The organism is Citrobacter sp. KTE151 (assembly GCF_000398845.1).
GTDB lineage: Bacteria > Pseudomonadota > Gammaproteobacteria > Enterobacterales > Enterobacteriaceae > Citrobacter > Citrobacter braakii.
In genome coordinates, this window is sequence record NZ_KB976068.1 from 62,563 (window position 1) to 85,599 (window position 23,037).

Sequence of the window (23,037 nt, forward strand, 5' to 3'; positions counted from 1 at the left end):
ACCTGCCTGTCACGCCATGTTTTCAGTCCATTCTTGATACCTGGCCCACAAAAAGAAACTCTGCGTTGAAAAAAAACTTGAGTATTTCCTGCACTCAAATATCTTAGCTTCAAATTGGTTTAAACCAGATGAGCAAGATGAAAAAGAAAAACAATGTTGATGTGCTTAGAGAGCGCTTTGAAAGCTGGTTAAACGAGAATAATTTGCCAGCGGGCTCTAAATTGCCTTCGGAGAGAGAGTTATGTGAGTTGCTGGATGCGAAGCGCATGACTTTACGTCAGGTTCTGATTGAGCTTGAGATCGATGCGCGTATCTTCCGAAAGAACCGCAGTGGTTGGTTTATTTCATCGAAGCGATTTATTTATAATCCCAAATCACTTTCCAGCTTTAATGCTGAAGCCTGTGCTCAGGGGCGCAAGCCTTTTTGGGGTTATTTAACCAAAGAAACGATTGCGACGGTTCCGCACCATGTTGATGATGTTTTTCTCTCCTCCGGCGATCGCTATTTAGTTACCGGTTGGTGTGGTCTTGATTCGCATAAAGTGTTTTACCATGAGTCCTATATTGATGCTGATGTTGCGCCAGGATTCATTAATAAATTGGGCAATCAGTCTTTTGCCAGCGTCTGGGAAGATGCGTTTGGTCATGCTTTAAATATCAAAGAAATGATTTTTAAACCGGTCAATATGCCAGAAGTGGCCTGCAAAGAGTTGGGCGTTGCGCCTAATACTTATGGAATTTTAGTAGAAAAACATCGGGCTACCCGAGATAAAAAAGTGGTTCAGGTTGATTTTGAATACTGGCGACTTGAATCTGTGGAACTTGTTATTCGTGATGAATGAGAAAAATAATGGGAAAATGCAACCAAGAACTTCTCGCTGAACGTGCGAGAAATATACCACTGTACCTACATGCTTATGCCTTTCATCTGAATATGCGCTATGAGAGAGTCCTTCCGGGCGATCTTCTGGATATTGCGCATCAGCAACAATTAAAGGGAGTGAAAATACATGTTGAGGATGGTGAGTCCCAATCGCTGCAGAAACTAAACGATCGGCAGTTGCACGATTTTAAAGAAAAGGCCAAAAAATATAACCTCGATGTACATATTGAAACGAGCGCATCGGACAAGGCGACATTGACGGATGCGATCCGTATTGCTGTGGCAACTGGCGCAACTTCAGTACGTTTCTACCCGCGCTATGAAGGACATCTCAACGATGTCATGGCAAAGATTGCCAATGATATTGCGTGGTTGTCTCAGTATGACGATTGCGGACTAAGCTTTACTATCGAACAGCATGAAGATCTGCAAGGCCATGAACTGGTGACGCTGGTTAATAATAGTGGAATGAAGAATCTCTCTATTCTGTTTGATTTTGGCAACATGATTAACGCCAATGAGCAGCCGCTTTCTGCGTTAGAAGTCATGTCCCCTCTAATCACTCAGGTGCATATCAAAGACGCAAAAATTATTAAAGAAGGTAAAGGCTGGGGGCATGAGGCTTGTCGTTCAGGATACGGTGATTTACCAATGGAAGAGATGCTTAAGGCATTATTACTTTTAGGTGAGGACAAGCCGCAAGTAAATGCTTTTGGTCTGGAAGAGGAAGTTGAATATTATGCTCCGGCATTTCGTTTTGATGATGAAGGTGATAATCCCTGGATCCCATGGCGCGATGCAAGCTATACGCCGCTGCCCGACAGTAACATGATTGATGCGCGACTGGCGCAGGAAAAAGAACATGCTCTTGCTCAAATAAAGTATATCCGTGATTTATGCGACAAGTTTACAAGTAATAAATAAACTTCTTTTAATATTATTAAATGCGAAAAGGGTTATGAAAATAACTCTCTTAATTTATTAGTTATATGATTTAATTTAAATATTTCTCTCAACAAGCAATGAGGGTTTAACTATGTTCATGAATAAATGGGCAAGGCTCTGTTTTTTAATTTTAGGCGGCGGCACAATATTCAAACTTTCAAGTATGAAAGATGTTTTCTATGTGCCAATGCAAAGTGACTGGGGTTTAACCAATACGCAAATTGGTTTAAGTTTTACTGTTTATACGATTGTTCAGACAACCGGGCTTTTTCTGTCGCTCTATATCGCAGACCGTTATTCCAAGAAAATATTATTACCATTTGGTCTGATCGGCGTTGGGCTATGCGGTTTATATTTGGCGACGCTACCGTCATTTACCGGTTATCTTATTTGCTTTGCCGCAATGGCGTTCTTTGCCGATGTGGTTTATTGGCCGGTGTTACTGAAAGCTGTGCGTCTGCTAGGTACGCAAGAAGAACAAGGGCGCATGTTTGGCTTTTTAGAAGCCGGACGTGGCGTGGTGGATGTTATCGTCGCTTCTGGCGCTCTGTTTGTTTTCGTCCAGTTTGGTGAAGGTAAAGCGGGGATGCAGGCTGGACTGCTGTTTTATACGCTAATTACACTGGCTGCGGGCGTTCTCACTTACTTTATTGTCGATGATGACAAAGTGAAAGGCGGCGAGAAAACCAGTGCCAACATGGAAGTCTTAAAGGGTATCAAACATGTGTTGTCCTGCCCTAACGTCTGGCTGGCTTCTTTAGGGATTTTCTTTGTTTATGCCGCGTACTGTGGCCTGACTTACTTCATCCCATTCTTAAAAGATATCTACATGCTGCCGGTAGCGCTCGTCGGCGCGTACGGCATCATCAACCAGTATGCATTGAAAATGGTGGGAGGGCCGATTGGTGGGCTGCTGGCGGATAAGGTTGCTAAATCACCTACGGTTTACCTGAAGTGGACGTTTCTGATCTCTGCTGCTGCTATGGTTGTTTTTATGCTGTTGCCACATCAAACGATGAATGTGTATATCGGTATGGCGGCGACGCTAGGATTTGGGGCGATTATTTTCTCACAGCGCGCCATTTTCTTTGCACCAATGGATGAGATTGGTACCCCGCGTGAATATGCCGGTTCGGCGATGGCATTTGGCTGTATCATCGGTTATATGCCCGCCATGTTTGCGTATACGTTATACGGCTATTTACTGGATACCAATAGCGGCATCACGGGCTATAACTATGTTTTTAGCGTGATGATTGCGTTCAGCTTAATGGGCTTTATCTGTTCAACCATTCTGGTGAAGCGGATTAAAAAGCAAAAGCTAGCGGCTGCGACTGTGGCAGCATAATGTGAGAACTTCCCCGGTACGATGTTACCGGGGAAGCCTGTTAAGCGCGTTTATACAGCGGCAACCAAATTACCAGCCGCAAACCACCCAGCGGGCTGTCTTCGGCCTTCACCCAGCCACGATGCTGTTGGATTGCGGTTTCAACAATCGCCAGACCCAGACCTGTTCCGCCAGACTCGCGATCGCGCGCCTCATCGGTACGATAGAACGGACGGAAAATCTGTTCTCGGTCTTCAGGGCTAACGCCCGGGCCATCGTCGTCGACGGTGATGGTAATCCCATCGATATCCACCGCGAAGCCAACTTCAATCTGCGTGTGTGAATAACGCAGGGCGTTGCGCACAATGTTTTCCAGCGCGCTTTCCAGCGCATTTGGGTTGCCGTACAGTGGCCACGGACCCGGCGGGAAATTCACCGTGAGTGATTTACCCATCTGCTCGGCTTCAAAGGCGGCGTTATCCAGCACTTCGCCCCACAGCTGATTGGCTTTCACCGTTTCACTGACCAGCGCGTTTTTCTGCTGATTACGTGACATCACCAGCAGGTCGTTGATCATGCTGTCCAGCCGATGCGCTTCTGTTTCAATACGCTCCAGCTCTTTGCTTTCACCGCTACGACGGCGCAGCAGCGCGGTGCCCAACTGCAGACGCGTCAACGGCGTTCTCAACTCGTGAGAGATGTCCGACAGCAGGCGTTGCTGCGAGGTCATCATTCGCTCCAGCGCCGTCACCATCTGGTTAAAGCTGGCACCTGCCGCCAGAAATTCCTGCGGACCGGCTTCCAGTTCCGGATGCTGACGCAGGTTGCCCTGGGCCACCTCATCCGCCGCGTTTTTCAACTTACGCGCCGGTTTCGCCAGACTCCAGGCAAGCCAGAGCAATAGCGGAGAGCTGACTAACATGGTGACAATCAGCAACAACAGCGGTCGGTCGAACAGCAGATTGATAAAGTCAGATTGTGAGCTGCTGGCAGGTCGAATGAGATACAGCTGGTAGTTATCTTCGCCGTCTCTGACGGAGAAAGGCCCGACCATCTCAACGCGACCGTATTTTTTCTTTTGCGGATGGTCGGCGTTATCGGCCTGACCAATAAAGTTACGAATGATCTGCATTTCGTTGCGTTCTGCGCCGATCACGCGTCCTTCCGTCGTAACAAGCAATAACCGCTGTCCTGGCGGCGCCCACTTGTCTATCGCCCGAAACAAGCGACGCCACCACATCAAATCGTTGGGTGGATCGTTCGCCAGTTCAGCTTCAACGTGTTGCTCAATCATCAACCCCTGGCGCTGCTCGCTATCCAGTAGCTCGGTCATCTGGCGTGAATCAAGCTTGGGTAACATCAGTACCAACATCAACACCAGTGCCAGCGTCAACCAGAAGATGGCAAAGATGCGTGCGGTTAAGCTCCCTATCATGAAGCGGAGACCATCAGGTAGCCGCGACCGCGCAGGGTTTTAAACCACGGGTGTCCGTCTTTACGTTCTGGCAGCTTACGACGCAGGTTCGAGATATGCATGTCGATCGCGCGATCAAAAGGCGTCAGGCGTTTGCCCAGCACTTCCTGGCTCAGGTGTTCACGCGAAACCACCTGACCGAGATGCTGTGCCAGCAAATAGAGCAGGGTGAATTCGGTGCCGGTTAATTCCAGGGTTTGCCCGTCAAAGCTGGCTTCCTGGCGACCCGGATTAAGGCTTAACGCATCCACTTCCAGAGTCGGCGAACCGTTGTCGCTGTTCTGCTGCTGTTCGCTCCAGTGTGAGCGACGCAAAATAGCGCGGATGCGCGCGACCAGTTCACGGTCGTTAAACGGTTTGGGTAAATAGTCGTCCGCGCCCAGCTCAAGGCCAAGTACGCGATCCAATTCGCTGCCGCGAGCGGTCAGCATGATTACGGGTGTCTGGTGTGTCTGACGAAGTGCTTTCAGCGTATCAATGCCATTTTTCTTCGGCATCATGACGTCGAGCAAAAGTAAATCGATGCTGTCATCCAGAAGCTCAAGCGCCTGTTCCCCATCATAGGCAACCAGCACATCGAAACCTTCCATTTCGAGCAACTCCTTTAACAGGGAAGTCAGCTCTCGGTCATCATCAACTAACAGGATTTTATTCATTGTTTACGTACCTCCGAGGCAGAAATTACGTCATCAGGCGTCGCTAATCTATGACTTTACGTTGTTTTACACCCCCTGACGCATGTTTGCAGCCCGAATCGTAAACTGTCTCTCGTTGAATCGCGACAGAAAAGATTTTGGGAGCAAGTGATGGGCAAAGTTACCGCTGCCGTCATGGCCTCAACGCTGGCACTGAGTACTTTAAGCCATGCAGCTGAAGTCGTCACAGGCGATCACTGGCACCTGGGTGAAGGCTCCGCGCAACGCAGCGTTCAGAGCCACATGTTCGACGGTATCAGTTTAACCGAACATCAACGTCAACAGATGCGAGATTTAATGCAGCAGGCAAGACACGAACAGCCTCCTGTTAATGTTAGCGAAATGGAGACAATGCATCGCCTTGTCACCGCAGAGAAATTTGATGAACGCGCTGTGCGCGCTCAGGCAGAAAGAATGGCGCAAGAACAGGTTGCCCGCCAGGTTGAAATAGCCAAGGTTCGCAACCAGATGTATCGCCTGTTAACGCCCGAGCAGCAAGCGGTTTTAAATGAGAGACATGAACAACGAATGGAGCAACTGCGCGACGTAGCGCACTGGAAAAAAAGCTCATCGTTGAATTTATTGAGTAGTAGCAACTCACGTTCCCAGTAGTAACCCTGTTTTCCTTGCCATAGACACCATCCCTGTCTTCCCCCTCATGATGAGGGGGTTTTTTTTATCAGGTACTTAGAAAAAATCCCTTTTAAATCAAGTCACCGTGTAACCGCCAGAAGCTGCTACAACGGGTTATAGTGTTTATGGGCGTAGACAACGTGTAGTCAAATCGCCAGCCCTCCACCCAGCGGGTTTAACGTTACTGCGTGCTTGAGATAATCGGGGGCAAGGTGAGCATAAACCATCGTCTGCTGTATGCTTGCGTGCCCCAGAATCTGCTGTAACGCAATAATGTTCCCCCCGTTCATCATGAACCAGCTTGCGAACGTGTGCCGAAGCACATGCGTGGCCTGACCACGTGGTAGATCGGGCTTTACCTTTCTGAGCCGTTCGCAGAAGTTTTCATAGTCAACTTTGAACAGCGGCCCCGTGTCGCTGGTCTTGATCTCTTCCTCCAGCGCTTCCGATATCGGAACCGTTCTATTTTTCCCATTTTTGGTCTTAAGGAAGGTCACGCGCCCGTGGTTAACCTGTTCACCTCGCAGCGTGCTGCCCTCTCCCCATCGTGCGCCAGTGCTGAGACATACCAGAGCTACGCGCCGATCGTCACCGGTCAAAGTTTCCAGCAGCCTGCCGATCTCTGACTTCGTTAGATAGGTCATGGCGGGCGGTGTTTCTTTCAGCGGTTCCAGACCCTTGCAAGGGTTTTCCTTCCTGAACTCTTCCATCTTGATCAACGCGCTGAACATGCCGGAAAGCCGATAGATATCACGATTAATCGTGGCTGCGCTGATCCCGTCCTCCAGCCGTTGGCTTCGGTGCTGCGCTATCGTGCGTTTGCTTAACCGGTTAACGGCCGGATCTCCCAACGCCCTGATCGTTTTGTTCAGGTGCCGTTTCTCAATTTCGCCATTTTCCAACGTCTGCCCGTATAGCAACCACCAGGCTTCTAACAATTCGCTTAAGGTGCGGCGATCTACGCTCGCGCCAAGCCATTCTTTTTTGTCGGCGTTGACCAATACATAACGCTCAAAAAGTACAGCTTCTTGTTTCTTATCAAACCGCCTACGGATGCGTTTTCCGTTACGCCCGCGCGGGTACACGTCTACTTCGTATTGACCACCTTCGAGCTTCTTAATCGACATAGCGAAGCCCTCCAGTAGTGCGATTGTCGTTTTGCGCCGTGTGTTCTAGCGCAAAGAAAAACCAGATTTTTAACCAGCCTTCGGCCTTGATTGGCGCGATGTTGTTTTGCCTTGCCCATCAGGGGAGAGAGCCGGGGAAACCTGCCCCGCTGCTGGTGCGGTTTTATCGGTCATGAGCCATAGGGTGTATTTCTCAAATCGCGGATTTTCGAGAATCAATGCTAAGTAGTCGCCGGGTATTTGCCTCCCTATAGCTTCGTAGTTTTTCAGGTTGTTAGCTGAAATGCCTGTTATCTCAGACATTTCTCTACGGGATAGTCCTTCGGCTTTTCTCATAAGCATGATTTTTTCACCGATGCTTGTTTTTTGGATCATAAGTGATCTAAACTCCTCAATGTTGGGATTACATGTAATCCATTTAAGACACCGCCTAAGGCGGCTACAGTCAGCTATAAGCGGCTGAACATCGAAGAGGATTATTACACATGAAAGACAAATACCCAGAGGGCTACATTGAATTGCGCCACCCTGTGGACGCGGTGCCAACTCCGAAATTTGCCGAAATGATCGGTAAATCAGCCAGCGCAGTGGGTGATATGGTGCGAGATGGTAAGTTGCCAGTGGTTCCGATGAAGAACCCGGAAGCCCTGAATGGTCGATCTGAAAATTGGATCTTCATCCCAGAATTTAACCGCGCCATGCGTGAAGCATTTTTCAACCGCCCAAAAGAGCAGCGTGATGCCTGGCTGCTGTGGATTGGTCTGTAAGGAGTCGATGAGATGACGGGCCAGTTAATACAATTAAGCCGCCATAGTTATATTTATCGTGGCTTCACCATTCATAAATGCCCGCGCAATGCCATTACGATGAAAACGGCATATAGCGTTTTAAATGATGGGAATTATTTAGGGCGTGATTTTGCTTTAGCCGAAGCAATGAAAACAATTGATAAGCTAAAAAATGGTGGGAGAAATGAAACTTGAAATGGCTATCGGGATTTTTATTTTTGCTGTGTTTGTTTTGAGCCTGATTCAGTTCCTGATAAGAATGCACTGTAAAAAGATAAACCAGAAAAAAGATAAAGCATTATCTGAATTTAGGTCTCGACGTGAAGAAGTGGAGCGCAAGGCGCGAAGACAATTGTAATAGGGGCATTTTATGAACGATAACACGCCGTCACTTGCCAGCCTGTTAAAGCATGGTTGTCAGGTTACGCATTACAGTAACACTCGCGGATGGATTGAAACTCCTGACGGACGTTTCTTTAAGCCAGAACCTAATAAGGTTCGTTTTATTAAAGAAATGAATAAACCGTTTGTTTATACGGCAAAAATAAATAAGGGTTTATTGAGTGCTGTAATCCACCTTTTTAAAAAGTGTGGCTGCAAATGAGTCTGATCGGAGCGCACCAGCTTTCGCAAGCTACCCAGCAAGCAATGCGGAAAGCTCGAAGAGTTAGAGTGGCAAAGGCGGAACTTGCGCTACTGCGGATTCAATCGCTTCTTGGCCTGAGTGATAACGAGCTGGTCTATGCCGCTAAAAGAGTGGCAGAACTGGATGTAGTTGCTGAACCATATATGCCACCAAACAAACCATGAGGTTTATATGTTTACAGAAGAGAAAACATCGTGGGAACGGGAAATGCTTATTCGCGAAGCGGTAGAAAACGCGGAGAAAGGCTTTACTGTTAATTTAAAAAATGGTGCGCGCATTGTTGTAACTCCTGACAGCCCATCAATTGATTTAATCATTTATGGTCTTGAAAAAACAATTCGCGGGAATCATGCGCGGGCGCGAATGACTTTTATTGATTTTCTTTATTACTGGCACGAAAGGTTGTTTAAACAAGTTAAAAGAAAACCTCGCCCTAACCACTAATTAAGAAGGCTTAAATTAACGGCATTCATTTTGCCGGGGATTCGTTTTGCCTTTTTCAGGAGGTTGCATGTCGATTAAGTCAATAAAGCTGGATAGCGAAATAAGTGATCCGGAGTTTGTAGAGATAAGCACCAATGCACGAAAACACGAACGCGCTCACCTTTTGGGGTTGCTTCGTATTTTTGTCGGCCAGCTGAAAAAGGAAAGCGCCACACCAGAAGAGATTTATTCATCAGTCGAGCGGTGGATCGTCAGCCGCGAATTAACCATTAACGAGGGTAACAAACAATGAATAACTTCATGTTAGATATTCGCGCGCTGGGGAAAGCGCCTGATTCGCCGATCTTTGCTATTGAGTGCGTTTTCTTCGAGCCCTCGACAGGTCAGATTGGTCCGCAGTTCTATCGCGCCATAAATATCAGGACGGTAGGGGGCATTTATCCTGAGGCTGTTTTGCAGCTCATGAAGGGAGATAACGCGCAGCGCGCTGAAGTTATCAGTGCAACTTGCAGCGAGATTGACGCCATACGGTCCGCCTGCCGGTTTATTAATACCACCGCATCAAAACACGAAAAACTCTATTGCTGGTCTGCGGGCAATTCAGCTGATGTGGCTACGCTGGCTCATGCTCTCCACCGTTATGGCATCCCAGAGCAGGTTATACCTCCTTTCGAAATTCGCCATCTCTCAACGTTAATCCATATCGCCGGTGTCACCGGATATACGCCGCATCCGCGTCGCTCAACGGCAACCTACATGCTGACCGATGCCGTATATCGGGCGGAGCAGGTTTGCGAGGTCTGGCAACGCCTGACTTCCCCACACCTCGAATCGTTGTGAGGGCAAGATAATGATCAGATCACCAATCAAATGGGCGGGCGGTAAAACTCGCGTTATGCCGCAGCTGCTGGAGCACTTGCCGAAGGCCGATTGTCTGATTGAGCCATTCGTTGGCAGCGGTACCGTATTTATGAATACGGATTACCGCCGTTATGTTCTCTGCGATAGCAATCGCGCGCTGATTAACTTCTTTCTTCAGTTGAGGGATGACACAGAGCGCCTGATCGCTGTTGCTAGGGACATGTTCAAGCACGGCAACAGTAAAAGCTGGTATTACGGCGAGCGTGACCAGTTCAATACTCTGTCATGGGATGACTCGGAAAGGGATTGTTACGCGACGTTGTGGGCGGCGTCTTTCTTGTACCTGAATCGTCATTGCTACAACGGCCTGTATCGTACGAATAAAAAGGGCGGCTTCAATGTCCCGTTTGGCAGCTTCAAGGCACCCTATTTTCCAGAAGTTGAAATGCGCATGTTTGCCGAAAAGGCGCGGGACACTCACGCAATCTTTCTTTGTAATGACTTTCGCACCTCCATTCCATACATCGCGAAGAACAGCACTGATTCTGTAATTTACTGCGATCCGCCGTACATCCCGACCAGCAAAACAGCCAATTTCACCGCCTACGGCAAGCCGTTCACGTTAGATGACCACCGCGCGCTTGTTTCAATCCTGCTTGATGTTAATCGCCAGCACGACACGCGATCGGTGATCTCCAACAGCGATACCCCGGAAACCCGCGAGATCTATTCCGCTTTCAATCTCCACGCCCTCAGCGTTCGTCGCTCTGTTAGCGCCAAAAGTCGCGATATGGCTGGCGAAGTTATTGGCGTTCTTCGCGTGTGTGATGGTTGCGGCCGTGCTGGCGGTGGTTTCTGCCCGGATTGTGGCCCGGTAATGGGGAATGCGACTTACGACGAGATGTTTTTAGGATTCGACCCTGCCAAAGGCTGTGAAACACAGGAGCCTTTCTGATGACCATCAAAAAGACTCATACGGGCATAGTTATTACCAAAGACGGGCCGCAGCGCAAGAAGTTGCACCAGACGGAATCCATGTGGGTAGTCGGTAAAACAGAGTGCTACCGGAAAGACACTGGCAAACGTCACTTTGCCGAACGTACCCGCCGTCGACTGCTGCTTGATTCAATCGAAGAGATTCGGGAGGTCGCCACCCGATGAACACAGTTGATGCAGTGATCACTCGCGTGCTCGACGTTCGCCCATACCGCCATTTCTGGATCGTTGAGGTGGAGGTGTTGAGCTGGGGCAGGTACAGCAGCACGACCATTATCCGTGATACCGAAAAAGACGCCCGGCAGGTTAAGCCCGGCGACACCGTGACGGTGTAGGTGGTGCGCGATGACGGCTTATTACAACGAAGCGGCGGCGGCATTCATAAGTGCTTATATGGCGACGGTGAGTTATGTCTGATCTAGCCGCGCTAGCATGGGAATGGAATACCAAACGGCAGGCCATCAACCCCCATAAAACCGAAAGTTCAGCCATTGAGTATCTGACACCGAAAGGCGAGCGCAGAGCGCTCGCTTATGGCGATCTGGTTGATACGGTCTACCGCGCACCATTGCGCCCGCGCGAGGGCGAGGCGCGTGAGGCATTTGATCGCAATGGCCGCGCTAACTACCTCCGCCGCCGGGTGCAGGCGCTCCCGGCGTTTATCCGTAAGCGCTTCTCGCAGCACCTTGAAAACCTCGAACGCAGCAAGCCAAAAGACGTTGTGCGCTGGCTGTTCGGTACGTTTGAGCGGCATGTTTTACGCCGTGTTGATGCGGTTAACGCGCAATACCTCCCACAAAGTACGCTCCCGGCGATCCTTCTCCCACTGCGCGATGACTTCCACCTGTTGCCATGGGCAGACAAAAAACGCCTGAAAAGACTGGCGTATAAGCTTGCGAATCTGATGAAAAGCGAGTTTATGCGCGAGTTTGATTTTCAGTATGAGCAAACATCCGATCTCGATTTTTCGTCGATTTACGCGTATGGGGCTATAGCGAGCAAAGCGGCGACGCTCAATATCGCGATCCCCGGATGGGCGCGTTATTGCGATGAAGAGTTGGACGCCGACGAGGCCCTGCGTGCCGCTGGCAGACTTCATTCCGAAAAATGGTGGCTTAACAAAATCCGCCGCATCCATGACTGCTGGCGCGAACATCTAATGATCGCGACCGGCTACGTCAGCAAAGTGGCTTCACCATATTGCTCTGATCCCTGCTTCAGGGAATGGGTGGCGCAGAAAAAAGCGAACTTCGAATTCCTTCAGGCGATGGAACTGGAAGACCAGGACACCGGCGAGCGCAGCTCATTACTGGATAAGGTGATGGGTAGCGTTTCCAACCCGAAGATCGCGCGGCATGAGCTGATGGTGCGCATGCGCGGGTTTGAGGATATGGCGAATGAAATGGGGCTGGTTGGCATGTTCTACACGCTGACAGCGCCGTCGCGTTACCACTCAACGCATGTCCAGTCAGGCAGACGAAACGATAAGTACCAGCACGCCAGCCCGCGTCAGACGCAAAAATACCTTTGCAATGTCTGGGCGCGCGTCAGAGCCAAATGGAGTCGCGAAGGTATTCGCACGTTTGGTTTTCGTGTTGCAGAGCCTCACCACGATGGAACCCCTCACTGGCATCTGTTGCTTTTCCTCCGTCCTGAGGAAGTAGAGTATGCAACAGCCATTTTCCGCAAACACGCCATGAAAGAGGACGGTAACGAGAAAGGTGCTTCAGAGCACCGTTTTACCGTTACGCCGATGGATGAGCAATTTGGGTCTGCAACAGGCTATATCGCGAAATACATTTCGAAAAACATCGATGGCTACGGCATGGATGGTGAAGTGGATCTTGAGTCAGGCCAGCCGGTCAGGGAGATGGCAAAGCGTGTACGTGCCTGGGCTTCACGCTGGAACATCCGCCAGTTTCAGCAGATTGGCGGTGCTCCCGTTACCACCTGGCGCGAATTGCGCCGGATAGGTAGTCGCGAGCTTGTATTACATCCGGAACTTGAGGCAGCGCGTGCAGCAGCCGATGCGCCAGACTGGCCGGGATACACCAACGCTCAGGGTGGCCCCTTTGTCGCGCGCGATTGCCTGCGCGTTCGCCTTAACTATGAATTCACCGAAAACGGCAATGATTATGGTGACACGGTCGCCAAAATTACTGGCGTTTATTGCCCTTATACGGGCAGCGAATCAGTCATTTTCACCCGCACCACCGATTACAAGATTGTGCCGAAGCGTAAGCCGTCGCCGGTCGAGATTTTGACCTTAGAAGGCCGCGCAGCGGCCCCTCGGAGTTCTGTCAATAACTGTACGGAGCGCTCCGGAACGGACGAAAAACCACCGTTAAAAGTGGCGGTGCCAGCTGGTACCACACCGTCAAAACCGGCGATGCATGCCGGTATTGATCACCCGGACAGTCAAATGACAGAACTTCCGCTGAATATCGAAGATTTGCGCCGATATTCACGCCAGCAGCGGCAGGAAATCACCAGCAGACTGAAAAACTTTGGCCGCGAAAGCTCAGATCAAGCCTTCGATCGTACCGCGCGCGGCCTGCGCACGTCTGTTGATGATGAAACTGCGTTGACGTGGGGGCCAAAAGTGGCCGCTGCGAAAGATATGAGCCTGACACCGGAAGAGGCAGAACAGCGTTGGCGCGAACAACTGCGGGTCGAAGCGGAGCGGCGTGCGGATAACTATGCCGCCGCAGTTGCGGAATACCAGAAGAAAAAAGCCGAAGCGGCACTGCGACAGGTACAGCAAAGGGATGCTGCGAAACAAGACGGCGTTAGCCAGGAAACCATCGCCAGCATCGGCGCTCAGCTGCGTAGTTGCAGGATTTTCGTCAGCGATGACGTTGTGAGGTCGGTTGCTGGCGGCGCCCGCGTTCGCCATGGCGGCGGACTGATCGCCATGAGCAATGGCCGGTTGCAGGAAGTGAAGGCATGGCGTGCCGGTGAGAAAGATAAACCGACGTCTGAATACATGGCGGTGTGTGACCTGGTCACGCGCTGGAAGAAGGCGGCTAAACGAAAAAGCCGGGATTGATGCTAAGGAGCGAAAATGAAATCAAGTTATATCAGCTACTTCGAAGGGTACGACGCAGAAGGGCACATTGTTTATAACGGCAATGGATCAGTAACCGTTGAGCATGGGGCGGGGCAATGTGTCAACCCAGAGGAGCTTAAAGACCAGCATTGCGCTTATATCCTGGAAAAAGCTAAGCAGACCAACAGCCTTGTCACCAGGATTGTGATCAAAAACCTGATGAAGCTGTGAGAGCGCTGGTCTGCCATGGTCACTTTTGGCTGTGCTGGCCATTCTATCGAGCGCCGTCATTTTTGGCGGTGCTGCAGGTTTGTTTTTTTTGGAGCAAGAAAGTTATGAGCTATCTGGGAAGTAAAGCGGCGAGTGGGGTTTATCAAAAGATTATTGCCGAGATGCCGCCGCATGATACTTACATTGAAACCCACCTGGGCAGTGGGGCGGTGATGCTACGCAAGCCGCCAGCTATGCACAATGTTGGTATTGATATTGATGCGGAACCGTTAAAAGAGTTCGCACATAGGCATAACAGGCTTTACATAGATCTGGTGTGCCGTGATGCGGTGGACTATCTGAACGATTATGATTTTTATCGCGCCGGTCGCGTTCTTATCTATGCTGATCCGCCTTACATGCCTGAAACGCGCACCAGTCGCGCCCGCTACCGTCATGAATATACCGTTGCCGATCATGAGCGTCTGTTAGCCTGCCTCATGAGCCTGCCGGAAAACGTCAGCGTGATCCTGTCTGGCTATCCGTCGCAGCTTTATGACGAAACGTTAGCGGGCTGGCGCAGTATGGAATTTCAGGCCATGACGCGCGGCGGGGTGAGAACAGAAAAAATCTGGATGAACTACGGCGAAGGGCGGGCATATTCCCATGCTTTTGCTGGCAAAGATTACAACGATCGCAGCCGCATTAAGCGGAAAGTTGAGCGCTGGCGCGCGAAATATGCGGCTTTACCGCCTGCTGAGAGGCTGGCAATTATGGCGGCGCTCAATGAGGTTGATGCCGGTTAAGCCCTCGCTTTCAGAAAGTGCGCGTTTTGGGTGCAAAATTACGCGCACGTTTGCACAATTTTTTTGATAGTACTTTTGCCAGACAAGCCCAGACGCGGCGCGGCCTGCCGTGATCTGCAAGTTTGCACAAAAAGACGGGGGTTTTGTGTGCGGGCGAGGCGGGGGAACCATCGCGCGCTGAGGGGGTAAGGAGGGTATACCTGTTCATACCGTTTTTCGCGTCTGTGCGGCCCTGTTTTGATGCGGTTGCGTTGTGGTCGGGTGAGGGGATGGAAAAGAAAAGCCCCTGCCAGCGTGGCGCTGAGGGGCTTGTATGGCGTTTGGCCTTCGGGCTGGCTGCGTCCACCTTCTGGCAGGGTGGGGCATCAATCTTTTTGAATGGTCAGGCGGCTGTTGATGGGGTTGCGAGGGCGTAAGGGTTAAAGCGGATCACCTCAAAGCCCAGCCAGTCATTCAGCTCTTTCAGGCTTTCTTGTATCGGCGTCAGCTCGTTGATGGAGAAGACGCGGGCGGCTTTCTCCACGTCACCAAACCCCCCGGCGTTGCCTGGCATCACCCCCATCAGTTGAGGCGGGACGCGGTGCGCGGCAAGCATATCATCCCGCGTTGCGTCCTTGATGCCGGTAAACTCATCCTTTGCCGCTATCTGGCTGAATGGCAGGATTTGCAAGCCGTCTTTCTTCCCGCCTGCTGCGTATACGAACAGGTTTTTAAAAGCGCCGCCGCCGCGTGCATCCTTCAATGACTTCTTCAGGCTCTCAACATCTTTGTTGTTGGCGATCGGGTCGGTCAGGTAGACGATTACCCCGGCGTGACTGCCGTTGATGTAGTAGTTACGGCGGAACATGGTCGCTTCACTGTTGAGCATGGCACTTTGTAACGAGGCCATGTATTCAGGTGCGCCGTAGATCTCCTGGTGAATGCTGGGGTTTTTTATCTGGCAGATGCTGCCCGGCTTGAATGGGTAGTCTGCATCGCGACGGGTGATAAACCAGTATTGATCTTTTTTCAGGTCGCTGCCGCGCCGGGTATATTTAGCCTGGGCATGTTTCAACGCGATAGGTTCGCCCAGCATGTTACGGCGCACCTCCATGTAGTTGTTGCCGAATACCAGATAATCCAGCACCCACGCGCTCATTTCCTGCCTGCTCAGTAGCGGGTGAGGGATGTAGCAGGATGTGATCACATTGCGCTTAAAGACCAGCGGCGACTGATGATAGGCCGTTGAATCAAACATCCGGGCGATGCCGTAGGGGCTGATCGGTGGTTCAAAATACACGCCGTTATCAGCACACTCCATGCAATCCAGCAACATACTGCGATCGGTGATGGCTACCGGGTCGCCAAAGCTGAATGACTCAATGCCTGCGGTTTCGCCGCTGGCTTGCTGCTGCGGTCTGGCCTGAAACTTTTGCTTTTTGCGGCTCACGTTTAAAACTCCTCTACAAAACTATCATTACCGCCGCCGCTTTCGCTGCCGATCGGCTCGTTATACAAGGCTGTCATAGATGCCCAGGCAAGATCGCCGTGATTGCTGCCGCGTTTGCGGTCGGAAACGTAGGTCATTACCCCGCCTTTCTGCACCTTGCGAACCGTCATAAATGACTGAACGAGATCCAGCATTCCCGCATCCACCTCCAGACGACCGGCACGGATCAGCATGAGCGCTTTCAGTACCATGGCGCGCTTGAGTGGGGCGGAATACTGGTATTTCACCGCCAGCGGGAAGAACTTGATCACCAGTTGCCAGACGGCATCACCAATACCGGTGGCATCAATCGCGATGTGCTGGACGTTGTAACGCTCCGTCAACCCCTGAATGGCCTTTGCCTGCTCCTCAAACTCCATCCCACGAAGCTGGATGCGTTCAATGATGCGGAACTTGCCGCCCGGTACCGCTGGCGGAACGATGACGACCAGCCCGGCAGAATCACCGTTACCGCTTCCCCCGTTGGGGTCATAGCCTACCCATACCCCGCGATCGCCTATCGGTCTGGGGGCGAAGGGGTTCCAGTCGGGCCATACATCATCGTTGAAGCCATCAACGCAGCAGCCGATCATGGCGTTGTAGTTAAAGGCGCGCTCTCCCGCAGTAACGAAGCGGCAACGATAGAGGTTGTCGTATTCTTCCGGGGAGTTCTCCATCTTGATGGTTTCAATTTTCACCAGGTTGAAGCCGAGTTTTACCGCGTCTTCAATGGTGACAATCTGCCGCCAGATCCCATCACCGCCCAGCTTGCCGTTTTTCAGCGCCTTGTGGCTGACGTCTATTTCTACCCGTTCACCTCTGGGCCTTGCCTTGTTGAACAGGTCGCCAGTCCAGAAGGCATAAGCCTCATGCTCCTCCGTGGATGGTGTGGAAAAGTAGGTACGGCGCAGCCCTTCATGGGTTGCCATACCTGCGGCGACTCTGCGCAGCTCAAGGAAATTGTTAATCCAGAATGCTTCATCCAGATATAGATCGCCAGTGTAGCTCTGTGCCGTCGCTGCTGAGGTGCCGAGAAAGTAGAACGTTGCGCCGTTGCTCAGGGTGATGGCGTCGCCGCCTTTCAGCTCAACGCCAACTTGCGCCGCCAGTAGCTGGATGAACTTCTTGAACTGGAACGCCTGGGCGCGGCTGGCTGACAAAAAGATTTGGTTGTTGCCGGTTTCCAGCGCCCGTAAAAGTGCTTCGCGGGCAAAGTACCAGGTGGCACCAATCTGGCGCGATTTGAGGATAAAGCGGTTGCGGCGTTCGCGCTGCTTGTACCACCGTTTTTGATGCTCGTAGAGCGAATCCAGCACCAGAGCACGCAGATCCCCGATCTGCTCTTCCGTAAAGTGGTTTTTCGGCTTCTTCTCACGGCTTTTCTCTTCGCTGCGGTGCTCTTCGCGCTCCATCCGCACCAGTTGACGGGTTAACAGGTCAATGGTTTTGAAGTCATGCGCCGTCAGGTCTGGCTTTTCCGTCAGGCGTAACAGCCGCACCTGCATCCGATCCTGTACACGCTCCAGCGCGGTGGACTCGTCCCACTTATCGCGGCGACGCCATGAATACAGGGTGTTGGTACTCACGCCGATCGATTTGGCGATCTGCGTGATGCTGTATGCCTGCCAGTACATGACCTTAGCGGCAATCCGTGGCTCATCGTGGGAAGTCTGTTTCATGGTGGCAGAGTACCGCGCCCGCGCGCGCGTCGCTTCGGGTTGTCATTGTCGGAAAACGGCAACAACGGCAACGCTTTGCGCGTTTCGGCTGCGGCGGGAATGATAGGGGCACTGGTTAATATCACTCACTCATTCGGGATTTCGACATGCCAAAGTCAAAACCATTTCGCGTTGCTGTCGAGGGTGCCACCTGTGACGGTCGGACGCTGGAGCGTCAGCACATTGTGCAGATGGCTCAACGCTTTAACCCAACCGTATACGGTGCTCGCGTCAATCTGGAGCACCTCCGGGGCTACTCACCAAACAGTGATTTCCGTGCTTATGGCGATGTTATTGCCGTCAAGGCAGAGGAGATCACCGAGGAGCCGCTGAAAGGCAAAATGGGCCTGTATGTGCAGGTTGATGCCACTGATGATCTGGTTGCCCTGAAAAAGAGCCGCCAGAAGATTTATCACAGCATTGAAGTGCATCCCTCTTTTGCTGATACCGGCGAAGCCTATTTGATGGGGCTGGCCTGCACCGATAGCCCTGCCAGCCTGGGCACGGAAATGATGGAGTTTTGTGCCAAAAACACCGTTAACCCGCTGGCCTCCCGTAAGCACGATCAGGCTTGTTTCTTCACCGCTGCCGTTGAATCCACGATGGAATTTGAAGATGAACAGCCGCCGCAGGATGAAGGCAAAAACTTCTTTGCCCGTATTAAGGCGCTGTTGGGCGGTACGCAGCAGCAGTTTAGCCAGCAAAACGGTGAAAACCGTGAGGCTATCGAGGCGATTGCCGAGAGCCAGGGCAAGCTGCTGGACAGTACAACCCAGCTTTCTGCTGCGGTGAAAGGTAAGGCTGACGCCACCGAGCTGGAAAGCCTGCGTAAGGACTTCAAAGCGCTGGAAGAGAAACTGAAAGGCCAGGACGCCGAGCAGTACAACCAGCGCCCGCCTGCCACTGGCGGCGATGGTCAATCAACTCAACATCTGGCTGATTGCTGATAAGGCTCAGTGCGTCAGGCTCAGGAAAGGAAAATAAGATGCGTAATACAACCCGCGATTTGTTTGATAAGTACATTCAGCGACAGGCTGAACTCAACCATATCAGCGCTGCCCACGTCACCAAGGCGTACAGCATTGATCCAAGCGTTGAGCAGACGCTTGAGGATAAGATCCAGCAGTCGTCTGAGATGCTGAAAAAAATTAACATTTACGGCGTCAACGATCAGACTGGTGAAAAAATCGGCCTGGGCGTGAGTGGCCCGGTATCCAGTACCAACAATTCCACCACGGATCGCCGTCAGCCTACCTCTGTGGCGGCGCTGGATTCGAATAAATACACCTGTAACAAGGTGAACGCCGATACCTTTACGCCGTACACGCAGCTTGATGCCTGGGCAAAATTCCCGGACTTTCAGCAGCGCCTCAGCAATCAGATCATCAAGCGTATTGCTCTCGATCGCATCATGATCGGCTTCAACGGTACCAGCTACGCGGAGAAATCAGACCGCGCCGCCAACCCGCTGTTACAGGATTGTGGTATCGGCTGGCTCCAGCAGTACCGCACTAACGCGGCCCAGCGCGTGATGAAAGATGTCACCGTGACCAGCCGTGACGACACCAACCAGGTGATCGCGAAAGGTGATTACGGTAACTATGACTCCATCGTATTTGATGCGGTCAACTCGCTTATGGATGAGTGGTACAAGGATTCGCCTGATCTGGTGGTGATTACCGGGCGTAATCTGACGGTTAACCGTTCCTTCCCGATCATCAACGCTGTAAGCACCAATAACCCTAACTCCGAAGCACTTGCCGGGCAGTTGATTGCATCGCGCAAAACGATCGGCAACCTGCCGTCATTTATCGCGCCATTCTTCCCTGATGGCAGCATGTTCATTACCTCCTGGGAAAACCTGTCCATCTACTGGCAGGAAGGCGGGCACCGTCGCCGCATCGTTGAAGAGCCGGAGTATAACCGCGTCTCAACGTACAGCTCTTCGAATGATGCCTACGTCATTGAAGACTACGGCTATGGCTGTCTGATTGAAGGCATCACCGCCGCCGAGCCAGCACCAGCACCATAAGACGCCGCAGGCCAGCAGTGCGCTGGCCTGCTCAGGGGGCATAAATGTTAACACCAGCACAAAAACATTTTGATCGGGTGATGGCTGAGCGCCGCAGTAATCGCGGGACAACCACCGCCGAAAGAACTGCATACGAGCAGATACTTTTTCGCCTGCGCATGGATAAAGCCGACCTCAGCCGCATCCAGTCGAATGCCGGTAAGGCGAAGCTGAAAAGCGAGCGCCTGCCGGATTACCAGCCGTGGATTGATGGCGTACTGGCAGCGGATACGGGCCAGGCGGATGAAGTGATCACCACTGTGATGATCTGGGCAGCGGATGCCGGTGATATTGCGCAGGCGCTGCGGATAGGTCAGTACGTGCTGCGCCATAAAATCCCGATGCCTGACCAGTACAAGCGCACCACCGCCACGGTACTGGTTGAAGAAATTTGCGATCCCATCCTTGCCGCCTTCAAAGCGAACCCGGCAAAGGCAAGCGTGAGCATTGACAACCTCAACGCACTGAACGGCATCACCACCCATGAAGATATGCCCGATCAGGTAAGGGCCAAGTTGTTTAAGGCCATGGGGTACACCGTGCGCCTTAATCAGGATGTTGAATCCCAGCAGCTTGCCCGCTCGCATTTGCAGGAAGCTATCAGGCTCAACGCAAAAATTGGCGTGGCGCGTGATATCGAACTGCTTGATCGCAATATCAAAAAGCTGACCGCCGCCAACGGCGGAGAAGGTGAGGGCGATGCGCCACCGGTACAGCCGGAAGCGAAGCCAGAGGCCGCGAAAGCAGCGCCGGAGAAAGCGCCGCGCACTACCGCAGCCAGGAACCAGAAAAACAGCCAGGCAAAAACGGCAGCAAAGAACAAGACGACGCGCAAAACCGCGAAGTCATAACGAATGTGCCCCCGCGCACCAGGCGGCACGGTGTGACGTAGTAAGGCCCGGCCTCTACTGCGTCACACCGTCCACCGCCTGCCTTATGGAGAGTCCTGTATGAGCCTGGTCGCCACTGAACCGGTAAGACCGCCATCAGATCCAGCGCCGGATGATGGCGGCGCAAAGGTTGAGAGCCTGCCTTTCTGGCCTGTCATTGTGCTGGCTGATTTGCGCCGGGCGATGCGCCTTGATGGGCAGGTAACGACCGATCGCCTTATGTCACGCACCATTGAGGCAGTGGCCCACGTCAACGATCAGCTTCTTCTGTGGCGTCAGGTTCAGGTTGATGCCGGTTATCTGACTCTGGCGGAGATCCCCGCCGATCCGGTGAATGGTGAATCGGTGAAGGTCTGGCGCTATAAAAATGCCGTCTGGTCACTGACCAAAGCCCTGCTGATTGAGGGGTATCGCGATATTGATACCACCAGTAAAGGGGATGACCACGCGCAGGCGCTCAGCACCCAGATAGATACGCTTTGGCGTGATGTTCGCTGGTCTATTCGCGATATCCAGAATGAAGATCGCGGCCTTGCGGAGCTGTGCTAATGAACGTGCAGGCGCAGCAGGATGACACCGTTGATGAACTCTGCTGGAGGTATTACGGCAGGACGGCGGGAGTAACCGAAGCCGTGCATGAAGCCAATCCGGGGCTGTGCGACAGCGGCCCGCTGCTGAGTGCCGGGCAGGTTGTTTATCTTCCAGAATTACCACCACCCACCCAGCGGGAAACCGTGCAGCTATGGGATTGAGAGGTTGCCATGAGCGACGTACCTACGGGGATGCTGGAACAAACAATGAAATGGATTGCTACTTATCTGCCGACGCTTTACGCGGCAGGCGCTGCGCTGAGCATTTCGGCGCTTATGAGTCTGTATGACGGTCAGTCAATGCTGAAAACCGCCACCGGTTCACTGGTCTGCGGGATCGTTACGCTGGCGGTTGCCGGTTCGCTGGAATATCTGGGCTTGCCGTCTAATGCCGTTACCTTCGTGGGTGCATCCATAGGTTTTATGGGGGCTGACAAGGTACGCAACAAAGTGACCGGCTTTATTGAAACCCGTATCGGGGGAGCGAAAGGAAATGAGTGAATTTAAATTCAGTCAGAGAAGTGAAAATAACCTGAAAGGTGTTAACGCTGACCTTGTGAAAGTCGTCCGCCGCGCCCTTCAACTTTCTGCCGTTGATTTTGGTATCACCGAAGGGCTTCGCACTGTAGAGCGGCAAAAAAAGCTTGTTGCTGAGGGGAAAAGCCAGACGATGAACAGCAGGCATATTTCAGGCCATGCGGTTGATGTGTTTGCGTATCCGACTCCGGCAGGTTCATGGGACTGGAAATATTATCAGCAGATTTCCGAAGCCTTCAAACAGGCGGGAAAAGAGCTAAATATCCCCGTTGAATGGGGTGGCGACTGGAAAACCCTGAAAGATGGCCCGCACTTCCAGCTACCTTATGCGGCTTATCCTGCATGATTCTTAACTGGCTCAGGCAACACTGGCGCGGCCTTCTGGTCGCGTTAGTTCTGGGTGCTGCCTTCATTTCTGGTTCGTGGTTTGGTGCCAGCAAGGCTAATACAGCCTGGACACTGAAATGGAAACAGCGGGATGCTGACGATGCTACCGCGCTGGCAAAGCGGCAGGCAGAAGCCAGAGCCGAAGAACAGCGCCGACAGGGTGAAATAGATGCGATTGAGAAAAGGGCTGAGGGGCAGATTGCTCAGGCCGCTGCTGATGCTGACCATGCCCGCGCTGTTTCTGACGGGCTGCATGACGAAGCCGCAAAACTCGCCGCCAGACTGGCAGCAAGTGAACGCGCCCGCTGTGCCGCAACTGCCAGCGAAAGCGCGACAGGCACCACCGGCAGCGAGCTGCTTGCCGAGCTGTTCCGCCGCGCTGACCAACGAGCGGGAGAACTGGCGGCAATTGCTGATCAGGCAAGGATCCGAGGGCTGACCTGTGAAGCGGCTTATGATGCGCTGACAGGGGGCAAGGCGGTGGAGAAATAG

31 protein-coding genes are annotated in these 23,037 nt (G+C 52.1%); 25 read left to right on the forward strand and 6 right to left on the reverse strand.

The annotated features are described in order from the left end of the window. Positions 1–137 precede the first annotated feature (137 nt). From WC7_RS01335 to WC7_RS01325, 3 genes are all read left to right on the forward strand, one after another. Positions 138–842: a GntR family transcriptional regulator gene (locus WC7_RS01335; protein ID WP_019077919.1), complete on the forward strand. Its 705-nt coding sequence runs from the start codon at positions 138–140 to the stop codon at positions 840–842. Positions 843–850: 8 nt separating this feature from the next. After that, the gene (locus tag WC7_RS01330) at positions 851–1,807 is read left to right on the forward strand and encodes a sugar phosphate isomerase/epimerase family protein (protein WP_016155208.1); all 957 of its coding nucleotides are present in this window, start codon (positions 851–853) and stop codon (positions 1,805–1,807) included. Positions 1,808–1,925: 118 nt separating this feature from the next. Then, a complete protein-coding gene (locus tag WC7_RS01325) occupies positions 1,926–3,176 on the forward strand; it encodes an MFS transporter (RefSeq protein WP_029139693.1) in 1,251 nt (416 codons plus the stop codon). Between the two features lie 40 nt (positions 3,177–3,216). Here the strand turns inward: WC7_RS01325 and cpxA are convergent, their stop codons facing one another. Together cpxA and cpxR are read right to left on the reverse strand one after the other, a co-directional pair. After that, positions 3,217–4,590 (reverse strand): envelope stress sensor histidine kinase CpxA, encoded by a 1,374-nt coding sequence (gene cpxA / locus WC7_RS01320; RefSeq protein ID WP_016155210.1) that lies wholly within the window; start codon positions 4,588–4,590, stop codon positions 3,217–3,219. Continuing rightward, positions 4,587–5,285: an envelope stress response regulator transcription factor CpxR gene (gene cpxR / locus WC7_RS01315; RefSeq protein ID WP_006686193.1), complete on the reverse strand. Its 699-nt coding sequence runs from the start codon at positions 5,283–5,285 to the stop codon at positions 4,587–4,589. Before cpxR ends, cpxA begins: the two co-directional genes overlap by 4 nt. 150 nt (positions 5,286–5,435) lie before the next feature. Between cpxR and cpxP the strand changes: the two genes are divergently transcribed. Next, complete coding sequence (cpxP, locus tag WC7_RS01310) at positions 5,436–5,936, forward strand: cell-envelope stress modulator CpxP (protein WP_016155211.1); 501 nt, start codon at positions 5,436–5,438, stop codon at positions 5,934–5,936. A 167-nt stretch (positions 5,937–6,103) separates the two neighbouring features. Here the strand turns inward: cpxP and WC7_RS01305 are convergent, their stop codons facing one another. After that, positions 6,104–7,084: a phage integrase gene (locus WC7_RS01305; protein ID WP_016155212.1), complete on the reverse strand. Its 981-nt coding sequence runs from the start codon at positions 7,082–7,084 to the stop codon at positions 6,104–6,106. Positions 7,085–7,153: 69 nt separating this feature from the next. Continuing rightward, entirely contained in the window at positions 7,154–7,459 is a 306-nt protein-coding gene (locus WC7_RS01300) for a helix-turn-helix domain-containing protein (protein WP_016155213.1), read from the reverse strand. Between the two features lie 110 nt (positions 7,460–7,569). Between WC7_RS01300 and WC7_RS01295 the strand changes: the two genes are divergently transcribed. The 13 genes from WC7_RS01295 (at position 7,570) to WC7_RS01240 (ending at position 14,884) form a co-directional block, all read left to right on the forward strand. Beyond that, positions 7,570–7,851, forward strand: a complete 282-nt coding sequence (locus WC7_RS01295) for a Cox family DNA-binding protein (RefSeq protein WP_016155214.1) — start codon at positions 7,570–7,572, stop codon at positions 7,849–7,851. A 12-nt stretch (positions 7,852–7,863) separates the two neighbouring features. Further along, the gene (locus WC7_RS01290) at positions 7,864–8,067 is read left to right on the forward strand and encodes a DUF4761 family protein (protein WP_016155215.1); all 204 of its coding nucleotides are present in this window, start codon (positions 7,864–7,866) and stop codon (positions 8,065–8,067) included. After that, positions 8,057–8,230: a hypothetical protein gene (locus tag WC7_RS27030; RefSeq protein WP_016155216.1), complete on the forward strand. Its 174-nt coding sequence runs from the start codon at positions 8,057–8,059 to the stop codon at positions 8,228–8,230. Before WC7_RS01290 ends, WC7_RS27030 begins: the two co-directional genes overlap by 11 nt. Before the next feature lie 12 nt (positions 8,231–8,242). Then, positions 8,243–8,476 carry a phage filamentation protein Fil family protein gene (locus WC7_RS01285; RefSeq protein WP_016155217.1) on the forward strand — a complete coding sequence of 78 codons (234 nt, stop codon included), beginning with the start codon at positions 8,243–8,245 and terminating at the stop codon, positions 8,474–8,476. A 213-nt stretch (positions 8,477–8,689) separates the two neighbouring features. Continuing rightward, complete coding sequence (locus WC7_RS01275) at positions 8,690–8,962, forward strand: hypothetical protein (RefSeq protein ID WP_016155219.1); 273 nt, start codon at positions 8,690–8,692, stop codon at positions 8,960–8,962. 67 nt (positions 8,963–9,029) lie between these two features. Continuing rightward, positions 9,030–9,254, forward strand: a complete 225-nt coding sequence (locus WC7_RS01270; protein ID WP_003835830.1) for a hypothetical protein — start codon at positions 9,030–9,032, stop codon at positions 9,252–9,254. After that, positions 9,251–9,802, forward strand: a complete 552-nt coding sequence (locus WC7_RS01265) for a 3'-5' exonuclease (RefSeq protein ID WP_003835831.1) — start codon at positions 9,251–9,253, stop codon at positions 9,800–9,802. The genes WC7_RS01270 and WC7_RS01265 overlap by 4 nt, the downstream gene beginning before the upstream one ends. A 10-nt stretch (positions 9,803–9,812) precedes the next feature. Beyond that, positions 9,813–10,778, forward strand: a complete 966-nt coding sequence (locus WC7_RS01260) for a DNA adenine methylase (protein WP_016155220.1) — start codon at positions 9,813–9,815, stop codon at positions 10,776–10,778. After that, the gene (locus tag WC7_RS01255; RefSeq protein WP_003835835.1) at positions 10,778–10,984 is read left to right on the forward strand and encodes a hypothetical protein; all 207 of its coding nucleotides are present in this window, start codon (positions 10,778–10,780) and stop codon (positions 10,982–10,984) included. The genes WC7_RS01260 and WC7_RS01255 overlap by 1 nt, the downstream gene beginning before the upstream one ends. Next, on the forward strand, positions 10,981–11,154 hold the full coding sequence (locus tag WC7_RS27035; RefSeq protein WP_016155221.1) for a hypothetical protein: 174 nt from the start codon (positions 10,981–10,983) through the stop codon (positions 11,152–11,154). The genes WC7_RS01255 and WC7_RS27035 overlap by 4 nt, the downstream gene beginning before the upstream one ends. Positions 11,155–11,228: 74 nt before the next feature. Continuing rightward, positions 11,229–13,868 (forward strand): replication endonuclease, encoded by a 2,640-nt coding sequence (locus tag WC7_RS01250; RefSeq protein ID WP_016155222.1) that lies wholly within the window; start codon positions 11,229–11,231, stop codon positions 13,866–13,868. A 15-nt stretch (positions 13,869–13,883) separates the two neighbouring features. Next, a complete protein-coding gene (locus tag WC7_RS01245; RefSeq protein ID WP_016155223.1) occupies positions 13,884–14,099 on the forward strand; it encodes a hypothetical protein in 216 nt (71 codons plus the stop codon). A gap of 104 nt (positions 14,100–14,203) precedes the next feature. After that, the gene (locus tag WC7_RS01240) at positions 14,204–14,884 is read left to right on the forward strand and encodes a DNA adenine methylase (RefSeq protein WP_016155224.1); all 681 of its coding nucleotides are present in this window, start codon (positions 14,204–14,206) and stop codon (positions 14,882–14,884) included. A 382-nt stretch (positions 14,885–15,266) separates the two neighbouring features. Here the strand turns inward: WC7_RS01240 and WC7_RS01235 are convergent, their stop codons facing one another. Together WC7_RS01235 and WC7_RS01230 are read right to left on the reverse strand one after the other, a co-directional pair. Next, positions 15,267–16,313 carry a phage portal protein gene (locus WC7_RS01235; protein ID WP_016155225.1) on the reverse strand — a complete coding sequence of 349 codons (1,047 nt, stop codon included), beginning with the start codon at positions 16,311–16,313 and terminating at the stop codon, positions 15,267–15,269. 2 nt (positions 16,314–16,315) lie between these two features. After that, positions 16,316–18,031: a terminase large subunit domain-containing protein gene (locus WC7_RS01230; protein WP_032947278.1), complete on the reverse strand. Its 1,716-nt coding sequence runs from the start codon at positions 18,029–18,031 to the stop codon at positions 16,316–16,318. Positions 18,032–18,177: 146 nt separating this feature from the next. On the opposite strand from WC7_RS01230, the gene WC7_RS01225 reads away from it, so the two are divergent. The 8 genes from WC7_RS01225 (at position 18,178) to WC7_RS01190 (ending at position 23,037) form a co-directional block, all read left to right on the forward strand. Beyond that, on the forward strand, positions 18,178–19,017 hold the full coding sequence (locus WC7_RS01225) for a GPO family capsid scaffolding protein (protein ID WP_016155227.1): 840 nt from the start codon (positions 18,178–18,180) through the stop codon (positions 19,015–19,017). A gap of 38 nt (positions 19,018–19,055) precedes the next feature. Then, positions 19,056–20,102: a phage major capsid protein, P2 family gene (locus tag WC7_RS01220; RefSeq protein ID WP_001514725.1), complete on the forward strand. Its 1,047-nt coding sequence runs from the start codon at positions 19,056–19,058 to the stop codon at positions 20,100–20,102. Between the two features lie 44 nt (positions 20,103–20,146). Then, positions 20,147–20,992, forward strand: a complete 846-nt coding sequence (gene gpM, locus WC7_RS01215; RefSeq protein WP_016155228.1) for a phage terminase small subunit — start codon at positions 20,147–20,149, stop codon at positions 20,990–20,992. Between the two features lie 99 nt (positions 20,993–21,091). Beyond that, positions 21,092–21,580, forward strand: a complete 489-nt coding sequence (locus tag WC7_RS01210; RefSeq protein WP_001514727.1) for a head completion/stabilization protein — start codon at positions 21,092–21,094, stop codon at positions 21,578–21,580. Then, positions 21,580–21,783 (forward strand): tail protein X, encoded by a 204-nt coding sequence (locus WC7_RS01205; RefSeq protein ID WP_001514728.1) that lies wholly within the window; start codon positions 21,580–21,582, stop codon positions 21,781–21,783. The genes WC7_RS01210 and WC7_RS01205 overlap by 1 nt, the downstream gene beginning before the upstream one ends. Before the next feature lie 9 nt (positions 21,784–21,792). Further along, complete coding sequence (locus tag WC7_RS01200) at positions 21,793–22,122, forward strand: phage holin, lambda family (RefSeq protein WP_001514729.1); 330 nt, start codon at positions 21,793–21,795, stop codon at positions 22,120–22,122. Continuing rightward, on the forward strand, positions 22,115–22,504 hold the full coding sequence (locus WC7_RS01195) for a M15 family metallopeptidase (protein ID WP_016155229.1): 390 nt from the start codon (positions 22,115–22,117) through the stop codon (positions 22,502–22,504). Before WC7_RS01200 ends, WC7_RS01195 begins: the two co-directional genes overlap by 8 nt. Beyond that, positions 22,501–23,037, forward strand: a complete 537-nt coding sequence (locus WC7_RS01190) for a DUF2514 family protein (protein ID WP_016155230.1) — start codon at positions 22,501–22,503, stop codon at positions 23,035–23,037. The genes WC7_RS01195 and WC7_RS01190 overlap by 4 nt, the downstream gene beginning before the upstream one ends.

What these genes read in the sequence shown, in the direction of transcription:
- WC7_RS01335 (WP_019077919.1), top strand. Translation starts at nt 138, where the DNA reads ATGAAAAAGAAAAACAATGTTGATGTGCTTAGAGAGCGCTTTGAAAGC.
- WC7_RS01330 (WP_016155208.1), top strand. Translation starts at nt 851, where the DNA reads ATGGGAAAATGCAACCAAGAACTTCTCGCTGAACGTGCGAGAAATATA.
- WC7_RS01325 (WP_029139693.1), top strand. Translation starts at nt 1,926, where the DNA reads ATGAATAAATGGGCAAGGCTCTGTTTTTTAATTTTAGGCGGCGGCACA.
- cpxA (WP_016155210.1), bottom strand. Translation starts at nt 4,590, where the DNA reads ATGATAGGGAGCTTAACCGCACGCATCTTTGCCATCTTCTGGTTGACG.
- cpxR (WP_006686193.1), bottom strand. Translation starts at nt 5,285, where the DNA reads ATGAATAAAATCCTGTTAGTTGATGATGACCGAGAGCTGACTTCCCTG.
- cpxP (WP_016155211.1), top strand. Translation starts at nt 5,436, where the DNA reads ATGGGCAAAGTTACCGCTGCCGTCATGGCCTCAACGCTGGCACTGAGT.
- WC7_RS01305 (WP_016155212.1), bottom strand. Translation starts at nt 7,084, where the DNA reads ATGTCGATTAAGAAGCTCGAAGGTGGTCAATACGAAGTAGACGTGTAC.
- WC7_RS01300 (WP_016155213.1), bottom strand. Translation starts at nt 7,459, where the DNA reads ATGATCCAAAAAACAAGCATCGGTGAAAAAATCATGCTTATGAGAAAA.
- WC7_RS01295 (WP_016155214.1), top strand. Translation starts at nt 7,570, where the DNA reads ATGAAAGACAAATACCCAGAGGGCTACATTGAATTGCGCCACCCTGTG.
- WC7_RS01290 (WP_016155215.1), top strand. Translation starts at nt 7,864, where the DNA reads ATGACGGGCCAGTTAATACAATTAAGCCGCCATAGTTATATTTATCGT.
- WC7_RS27030 (WP_016155216.1), top strand. Translation starts at nt 8,057, where the DNA reads ATGAAACTTGAAATGGCTATCGGGATTTTTATTTTTGCTGTGTTTGTT.
- WC7_RS01285 (WP_016155217.1), top strand. Translation starts at nt 8,243, where the DNA reads ATGAACGATAACACGCCGTCACTTGCCAGCCTGTTAAAGCATGGTTGT.
- WC7_RS01275 (WP_016155219.1), top strand. Translation starts at nt 8,690, where the DNA reads ATGTTTACAGAAGAGAAAACATCGTGGGAACGGGAAATGCTTATTCGC.
- WC7_RS01270 (WP_003835830.1), top strand. Translation starts at nt 9,030, where the DNA reads ATGTCGATTAAGTCAATAAAGCTGGATAGCGAAATAAGTGATCCGGAG.
- WC7_RS01265 (WP_003835831.1), top strand. Translation starts at nt 9,251, where the DNA reads ATGAATAACTTCATGTTAGATATTCGCGCGCTGGGGAAAGCGCCTGAT.
- WC7_RS01260 (WP_016155220.1), top strand. Translation starts at nt 9,813, where the DNA reads ATGATCAGATCACCAATCAAATGGGCGGGCGGTAAAACTCGCGTTATG.
- WC7_RS01255 (WP_003835835.1), top strand. Translation starts at nt 10,778, where the DNA reads ATGACCATCAAAAAGACTCATACGGGCATAGTTATTACCAAAGACGGG.
- WC7_RS27035 (WP_016155221.1), top strand. Translation starts at nt 10,981, where the DNA reads ATGAACACAGTTGATGCAGTGATCACTCGCGTGCTCGACGTTCGCCCA.
- WC7_RS01250 (WP_016155222.1), top strand. Translation starts at nt 11,229, where the DNA reads ATGTCTGATCTAGCCGCGCTAGCATGGGAATGGAATACCAAACGGCAG.
- WC7_RS01245 (WP_016155223.1), top strand. Translation starts at nt 13,884, where the DNA reads ATGAAATCAAGTTATATCAGCTACTTCGAAGGGTACGACGCAGAAGGG.
- WC7_RS01240 (WP_016155224.1), top strand. Translation starts at nt 14,204, where the DNA reads ATGAGCTATCTGGGAAGTAAAGCGGCGAGTGGGGTTTATCAAAAGATT.
- WC7_RS01230 (WP_032947278.1), bottom strand. Translation starts at nt 18,031, where the DNA reads ATGAAACAGACTTCCCACGATGAGCCACGGATTGCCGCTAAGGTCATG.
- WC7_RS01225 (WP_016155227.1), top strand. Translation starts at nt 18,178, where the DNA reads ATGCCAAAGTCAAAACCATTTCGCGTTGCTGTCGAGGGTGCCACCTGT.
- WC7_RS01220 (WP_001514725.1), top strand. Translation starts at nt 19,056, where the DNA reads ATGCGTAATACAACCCGCGATTTGTTTGATAAGTACATTCAGCGACAG.
- gpM (WP_016155228.1), top strand. Translation starts at nt 20,147, where the DNA reads ATGTTAACACCAGCACAAAAACATTTTGATCGGGTGATGGCTGAGCGC.
- WC7_RS01210 (WP_001514727.1), top strand. Translation starts at nt 21,092, where the DNA reads ATGAGCCTGGTCGCCACTGAACCGGTAAGACCGCCATCAGATCCAGCG.
- WC7_RS01205 (WP_001514728.1), top strand. Translation starts at nt 21,580, where the DNA reads ATGAACGTGCAGGCGCAGCAGGATGACACCGTTGATGAACTCTGCTGG.
- WC7_RS01200 (WP_001514729.1), top strand. Translation starts at nt 21,793, where the DNA reads ATGAGCGACGTACCTACGGGGATGCTGGAACAAACAATGAAATGGATT.
- WC7_RS01195 (WP_016155229.1), top strand. Translation starts at nt 22,115, where the DNA reads ATGAGTGAATTTAAATTCAGTCAGAGAAGTGAAAATAACCTGAAAGGT.
- WC7_RS01190 (WP_016155230.1), top strand. Translation starts at nt 22,501, where the DNA reads ATGATTCTTAACTGGCTCAGGCAACACTGGCGCGGCCTTCTGGTCGCG.